This is a genomic window from Gemmatimonadota bacterium (assembly GCA_026706345.1).
Taxonomy (GTDB): Bacteria; JAAXHH01; JAAXHH01; order JAAXHH01; family JAAXHH01; genus JAAXHH01.
Genome location: JAPOYX010000141.1, coordinates 2,743 through 3,258 on the forward strand (window position 1 = coordinate 2,743; position 516 = coordinate 3,258).

A 516-nucleotide genomic window follows, 5' to 3' on the forward strand; every position below is an offset into this window, starting at 1 on the left:
TCATGCGTCACCTGTTCTCCCTGTTCGACCCGTCCAAAGTCGAACACGGGTTCGTCAACCTGCATCCGAGGACCGATGAAGGCCACCGTATCGGGGGTTGTGCTACTCCCGGATTCGGCGTGCACCCCCGGGGCGACACCGAGACAGGCCAGAGAGCAGAGGACGGTCAGCACAAGGGCGGCAGGAGTCCCGAAACGCATGGCTACACCTCCTTGGTGGTGCGTTGGGACGGGCGAGCCGCACCGTTATTCGAGCGGGCCAGAAAGGTGTCCAGATAGCGCGTGTGCACCTTGCCGGCTAAAAAATCCCGGTCGCGCAGAATTCTCTGGTGCAGCGGGATATTCGTTTTAATGCCCTCAATCTGATATTCCGACAGGGCGGCGCGCATCCGCTGGACGGCCTCGGCGCGCGTCTGAGCGCTCACAATGACTTTTGCCACCAGAGAGTCATAGTAAACGGGCACGCTGCTGTTCTCCATCACACCGGCTTCCACCCGGACCCCCATCCCGCCCGGGG

At 62.0% G+C, this 516-nt stretch carries 2 protein-coding genes; both read right to left on the bottom strand.

Going from position 1 to position 516, the window contains the following annotated elements:
• The coding region (locus OXG98_09180) for a hypothetical protein (protein MCY3772179.1) at positions 1-200 on the bottom strand (200 nt) is incomplete at its 3' end.
• Between the two features lie 2 nt (positions 201-202).
• The coding region (locus OXG98_09185) for a hypothetical protein (protein MCY3772180.1) at positions 203-516 on the bottom strand (314 nt) is incomplete at its 5' end.